Below are 6209 nucleotides of genomic sequence, written 5' to 3' on the forward strand. Positions count from 1 at the left end.
CTTTGATACTTTCGACAAGTGCCTGCCATATCTGTTCCGGATCCTGCTCATGGTAGCCGGGTTTCGGTGCATTAAACGGATAATGCTGCTGGGCATCTGCAAAGGAATTTCCTTTCAAATCAACCGCGACAGCCTTGGTGCTACCGGTGCCAATGTCGATACCTAAAACATAGTCCATATTTGATGCAAGATATGCGTTTTAAGAACCAGGATTTCTTAACCATCTGAAAATATTTTCACAAAATTTGCGTAAGTAAATGCTTACATATAAATTTGTAAGGAAATACTTACATATTAAAATGGCATTACAATCGAGAAGGGATGTTTTCCAGGCAATAGCCGATCCGACGCGCAGGGAAATTATTAACCTTATAGCATTTAATCCGCTTAATCTGAATTCTATTGCAGAGAATTTTGATGTGAGCCGGCCTGCAATTTCTCAGCATATCAAAATATTAACCGAGTGTGGGCTGATCGTCATTAAGAAACAGGGGAGGGAGCGCTATTGCGAAGCGTCGCTGCAGCAGTTAGGTGAAGTATCGAACTGGATTGAACAGTACAGGAAGCTCTGGCAAGAAAAATTCAACGCACTCGATGATCTATTGGAAGAATATAAGGCAAAACAAAAAAAGAAATGATTGAAGAAATCATATCAATAAATAGTAATCAATTATAAAACAAATAGTTATGGCATCAAATAATCAAACCGAGATCATTGCCGAACCAGGCAAACAGGAGCTGTTTATTAAAAGAGAATTTGAAGCTCCGCGCGAGTTAGTATTCAGAGCATTTACCGATGCGGAAATGTTGGTGAAATGGCTTGGCCCATGCAATATGAAAATGCGTATCGACAAGCATGAGGCCCGCGCAGGTGGTTCATACCGTTATGTGCATATAGACCCGGCGGGTAACGAGTATGGTTTTCATGGGGTTTCGCATGAAATGTTAGTGCCCGAAAGATTGATACGTACTTTTGAGTTTGAAGGCCTTCCTGAAACTGGTCATGTGGTATTGGAAACTGCACGATTTGAGGTCTTGCCCAATGACCGTACAAGGGTAACTATTCAATCGGTATTTCAATCAGTTGCTGACCGTGATGGCATGGTTCAGTCAGGAATGGAGTATGGTGTGAGAGAATCTCACCAGATGCTGGACGAATTCTTAGCTAAGCAGTTAGTAAACTGACCTGCTTTTCAATGTCAGCCTGACAATTTATTTTGGTCATTCGGGCAGGTTTTTATTACTTTTGAAAGTATATACCTGCCCGAATAATGAGACCATTTACCATTTTAACCATCCTTTTTTCTTTTATCTGTATTAGCTCTTTTGCGCAAGGGAACCAGTCCGCTAATTATGTTTACGGTCGCGCCCCCCTGCGCCAAAATCCTTATATCGAATTACCGCTTGGGGCAATAAAGCCTGAAGGTTGGCTTCGCGAAATGCTGATCAGGCAGAAAAATGGGGCTACTGGGAATCTTGATAAACTTTACCCATCCGTAATGGGTAAACGCAATGGCTGGTTAGGTGGCGACGGCGATCAATGGGAGCGCGGGCCATATTGGATAGACGGGCTTTTGCCTCTGGCTTATATCCTGAATGATAAAGAACTCATTGCCAAAGTAAAACCCTGGATTGAATGGACGATAAAAAGCCAGCAGCCGGATGGTTATTTTGGTCCGGCAAAGGATTATAGCCCGGAGCCCGGGATACAGCGCGATAATAGCCACGACTGGTGGCCGAAGATCGTAATGCTGAAGGTGCTGATGCAATATTATTCAGCCACAGGCGACAAACGGGTAATTAACCTGCTGACGAACTATTTCAAATACCAATTAGAGGAACTGCCAACTCATCCGTTGGATCATTGGTCATTTTGGGCAAGATACAGGGCAGGGGATAACCTGATGGTGGTTTACTGGCTGTACAATATTACCGGTGATAAATTCCTCCTTGACCTGGCGGAAGTGCTTCACAAACAAACTTTTGATTATACAGGATCTTTTTTAAATACTGATCTGCTTGCAAGAAACGGCAGTATCCACGGTGTAAACCTTGCCGAGGGGATGAAAGAGCCGATCATCTATTACCAACAGCATACGGAAAAGAAATATCTGGACGCCACCGAAAAAAGCTATGCCGATCTGCGCAAATACAATGGTATGGTTAACGGGATGTTCGGCGGCGATGAATCGCTGCATGGTAATAATCCAACGCAAGGTTCAGAGCTTTGCACTGCTGTAGAGGAAATGTTCACGCTGGAAAATACACTGGCGATCACCGGCGACGTAAATTATGCTGATCATTTAGAGCGAATAGCTTTTAATGCCCTACCTGCGCAAGTGGATGAGAACCTAACAGACAGGCAATATTTCCAGCAAGCAAATCAGGTGATGGTAAGCCAGGCCGATCGCAATTTTGATATCAATCACAGCGGAACTGACGTATGCTATGGTTTGTTGACAGGCTATGCCTGCTGTACCAGTAATATGCATCAGGGCTGGCCAAAATTCACACAAAATTTGTGGTACGCAACAGCTGATAAAGGAATAGCAGCATTGGTTTATTCGCCATCAGAAGCAAAAATTAGCGTGGCAAATGGCACCCTGGTTAATGTAAAAGAAGAAACCAACTATCCATTTAGCGGGACGATAAAATTCACGTTAAATACAAATGGCAGATCACCTGTAGCTTTTCCATTTGATTTAAGGATACCTGAGTGGTGCAAAAAAGCCGTCATAAAAGTAAATGGAAAAGTAGAACAGGAGCCGGCCAGAAATCAAATAGTAAAACTTAGCCATGAATGGAAGTCAGGCGATGTAGTTGAATTGGAATTGCCCATGCATATTCGTCAAAACAGGTGGTACGAGAATTCGGTATCTGTTGAACGCGGGCCGCTGGTTTATGCATTGAAGATCGGGCAAGAAGTCAAAAAAGTTAATAACCCCAAGGATACCATTAATTACGGCAGTACATTTTATGAAGTAAGGCCAACCACACCATGGAATTTTGGATTGATCTCTACACCAAAAGATAAACTGGACGATGCTTTCAAAGTAGAGGAAACAGGAAAAGTGGCCAATTATCCGTGGACGGTTAATTCAACGCCTATCATTATAAAAACTACAGGTCGCCAAATACCGTCATGGAAACTGTATGATGATATGGCCGGGCCGCTGCCATATAGCAATATTTACAACGAAAATGAACCGGTTCAGCCTGATCAGCAGATCACATTGATACCTTACGGATGTACCAAATTGAGGATATCAGAATTTCCTATTGTAAGTAAATAGTGACCTAATGACTTACTTGTTAGGAATTTTCCAGGAATTATAAATTTAGTTGATTAATACTTATCTTGCTTAGGTATACCCCTCCAATTACCTGAATTGTAAGAATGTTGATCAAGACCTTAGTTTTAACTGCTTTCATGGGGTTAGTTGTTTTGCTGTCGTCAGCTCAAAGTCCGCCGCCGGATAGTGCTTTATATAGCAGTGCTGCGGTTAATACAATCAGCTATTTTAATGCTAATATTGGAGATCAATCTGAAATTTATAGTGGCACTCAGTATGACTTATTGCCTCCTGCCAATAAAGGCACGTTTTATTTCCAGGATAAGAATATTTGTACTCCCTCGCTGATTTGCTTTAATGCCAAATGGCATAAAGATATCCCGGTACTATATGATGTTTATAATGACATCATGGTGTCGGTTAACGGGAATTATCTTTTTGCATTGAAGCCGGAGAAACTATCTGACGTATTCCTGCTTGGCCATCATTTTGTTTATTTCGACCCTAAAGGCCGGAACAATATGTCTATTGGGTTTTATGATGAATTATATGACGGCCGTTCAAAGGTGCTTGTGAAACGGATTAAGACCGTTTTCGATCACCAGGTGTCGGCACAGTTCGCCGAGATCATTTACGAGGATCATAGCACCATATATCTAAAAAAAGGAGATAAGTTTTTAGAGATCAGCAGCAAAGGCGATTTAAAAGATGCGCTTGCTGATAAGAAGAAACAGATCAATGAATTTATGCGGGTTAACAAGATCAATTTTAATAAGGACAAAGAGAGTACGGTTGCCAAAGTTGCAGGTTATTATGATCAGATAAGCAATTAGTATGGGAAAATTCTATCTCGTCTTTTATATACTTTTTAGCTTATCGCTATTTGTAAAGGCTCAGCAGGGTAGCCAATTAATTGATGTTGATTACAAGCAGGAATCAATAAGCCAGGTGGCAGCTGATTTAAAATTGAAGACGGGGTGCCAATTTTATTATGATCCGGTTCAGTTGGATAGTCTGAGGATTACTTTAACGTTGACCAAAAAAACATTATCATTTGTTTTGGATAAGGTATTTCAAAATACAGTTTACCATTATTTTATTACCGATGACAACGAGGTAATACTGACTAAAAATCTTAAAGTAACAGCCGACTTAGCACCGGGGATTTTCAATAATCAGCCCGCCACATCATCCACGACCCAGGCTTCTCAAACAGTAGTTGATTATTCGGAAGAGAAGGCAGCGAAGATACCAGAGGCAACGACAGAGAACAAGCTGTATGAGATAGGCCTGCGGACGAGCAACCTGAAAGGCACAGCCAACCTGGCAGGTTATGTGAAGAACGCCAAATCAGGCGAAGGGATCATCGGGGCGAGTGTCTATAACCCGGATACGAAGATCGGCATTGCCACCGACCAGTTTGGCTACTATTCATTGACCTTGCCAAAAGGCAGACAAACCCTGGTGATCAAAGGCCTTGGGATGAAAGATACAAGAAGAAAGATCGTGCTGTACTCAGATGGCAAGCTGAACATCGAAATGCAGGAACAGGTGACCTCGCTGAAAGAAGTAAAGATATCGGCAGAGAAAGTAGCCAATGTAAGAAGCGTAGAGATGGGAGTAAATAAACTTGATATTAAAAGCATCAAGCAGATTCCGACCGCCTTTGGCGAGGCGGACGTATTGCGGGTAGTGCTCACCCTTCCGGGCGTACAATCCGTAGGCGAGGCCACCACAGGCTTTAACGTCAGGGGCGGCTCAGCCGACCAGAACCTGATATTGCTGAATGATGCCACGATCTATAACCCGTCGCACTTTTTCGGCTTCTTCTCCGCCTTTAACCCCGATATCGTCAAAAACATCGAGCTGTATAAAAGCACCATCCCCGAGAAATACGGAGGCAGACTGTCCTCGGTACTGGATGTAACCGACAGAGAGGGCAACAAGAAGAAATTTACAGGAACAGCAGGCATAGGACTGCTCACCAGCAGGCTGAACCTGGAAGGCCCGATAGTAAAAGACAAAACCTCGTTCATCTTCGGAGCAAGAACCACTTATTCGGACTGGCTGCTGAGCATGCTGCCGGAAGCTTATAAACACAGCTCAGCCTCGTTCTATGACGGCAACTTTGATATCACCCACCAGATCGATGATAAGAACAGCCTGTACCTGACCACCTATTTGAGCCAGGACAAGTTCAGATTGAACAGCGATACCGCCTACAGCTACAGTAACAGGAACGCCAACATTAAATGGAAACACAGCTATACCAATAAACTGTACAGCGTGATCATGACCGGCATAGATGACTACCAGTATGATATAGCCAGCACGGCCAACCCGGTAAATGCCTATAAGCTGAACTTTTCGGTAAGGCAATATGATTTTAAAACCGACTTTAACTATTACCTGAACCCGAAGAACACGCTGAACTTCGGATTAAGCTCAATCTACTATAAACTGAACCCGGGAGACAATGAGCCTAATGGAGAAAAATCGCTGGTAGAGCCGGACCAGGTGCCACTGGAACAGGCGCTGGAGAGCGCATTGTATTTGGGCGACAAATATGATATCACCCCGAAGCTGTCCATCAGCGCAGGCATCCGGTATTCATTATATGCCTACCTGGGCCCTCAGACGGTGGACCATTATGCACCCAACCTGCCCAAAGAAGCAGTGAATATCACGGACAGTACCACCTATGCCAAAAACAAGGTGATCAACACCTACCAGGGGCCGGAGATCAGACTATCGGCAAGATACCAGGTAGGCGACAACACTTCTATAAAAGCATCGTACAATACACTGCGGCAATACATCCACCTGCTGTCAAACACCACGGCGATATCACCGACGGACACCTATAAGCTGAGCGACCCGAACATCAAACCACAATTTGGCAAGCAGGCCTCACTG

At 43.5% G+C, this 6209-nt stretch carries 6 protein-coding genes; 5 read left to right on the forward strand and 1 reads right to left on the reverse strand.

Features of this window, described 5'->3' with window-relative positions; all coding sequences use genetic code 11:
* Window positions 1-178: FGGY family carbohydrate kinase (locus tag VIM89_RS19850; protein WP_488157933.1), on the reverse strand; the 178-nt coding region annotated here is incomplete at its 3' end.
* 121 nt (window positions 179-299) lie between these two features.
* Here VIM89_RS19850 and VIM89_RS19855 point away from each other — a divergent pair.
* The 5 genes from VIM89_RS19855 to VIM89_RS19875 form a co-directional block, all read left to right on the forward strand.
* Complete coding sequence (locus tag VIM89_RS19855; RefSeq protein ID WP_488157928.1) at window positions 300-638, forward strand: ArsR/SmtB family transcription factor; 339 nt, start codon at window positions 300-302, stop codon at window positions 636-638.
* A 49-nt stretch (window positions 639-687) separates the two neighbouring features.
* The gene (locus VIM89_RS19860; RefSeq protein WP_488157929.1) at window positions 688-1185 is read left to right on the forward strand and encodes an SRPBCC family protein; all 498 of its coding nucleotides are present in this window, start codon (window positions 688-690) and stop codon (window positions 1183-1185) included.
* An 86-nt stretch (window positions 1186-1271) separates the two neighbouring features.
* The gene (locus VIM89_RS19865; RefSeq protein WP_488157930.1) at window positions 1272-3293 is read left to right on the forward strand and encodes a beta-L-arabinofuranosidase domain-containing protein; all 2022 of its coding nucleotides are present in this window, start codon (window positions 1272-1274) and stop codon (window positions 3291-3293) included.
* Window positions 3294-3430: 137 nt separating this feature from the next.
* Window positions 3431-4126 carry a hypothetical protein gene (locus VIM89_RS19870; RefSeq protein ID WP_488157931.1) on the forward strand — a complete coding sequence of 232 codons (696 nt, stop codon included), beginning with the start codon at window positions 3431-3433 and terminating at the stop codon, window positions 4124-4126.
* Window position 4127: 1 nt separating this feature from the next.
* The coding region (locus VIM89_RS19875; RefSeq protein ID WP_488157932.1) for a TonB-dependent receptor at window positions 4128-6209 on the forward strand (2082 nt) is incomplete at its 3' end.

The sequence above is a fragment of the Mucilaginibacter sp. genome, from assembly GCF_036568825.1.
Classification (GTDB): domain Bacteria; phylum Bacteroidota; class Bacteroidia; order Sphingobacteriales; family Sphingobacteriaceae; genus Mucilaginibacter.

What these genes read in the sequence shown, in the direction of transcription:
- VIM89_RS19870 (WP_488157931.1), top strand. Translation starts at nt 3,431, where the DNA reads ATGGGGTTAGTTGTTTTGCTGTCGTCAGCTCAAAGTCCGCCGCCGGAT.
- VIM89_RS19855 (WP_488157928.1), top strand. Translation starts at nt 300, where the DNA reads ATGGCATTACAATCGAGAAGGGATGTTTTCCAGGCAATAGCCGATCCG.
- VIM89_RS19860 (WP_488157929.1), top strand. Translation starts at nt 688, where the DNA reads ATGGCATCAAATAATCAAACCGAGATCATTGCCGAACCAGGCAAACAG.
- VIM89_RS19865 (WP_488157930.1), top strand. Translation starts at nt 1,272, where the DNA reads ATGAGACCATTTACCATTTTAACCATCCTTTTTTCTTTTATCTGTATT.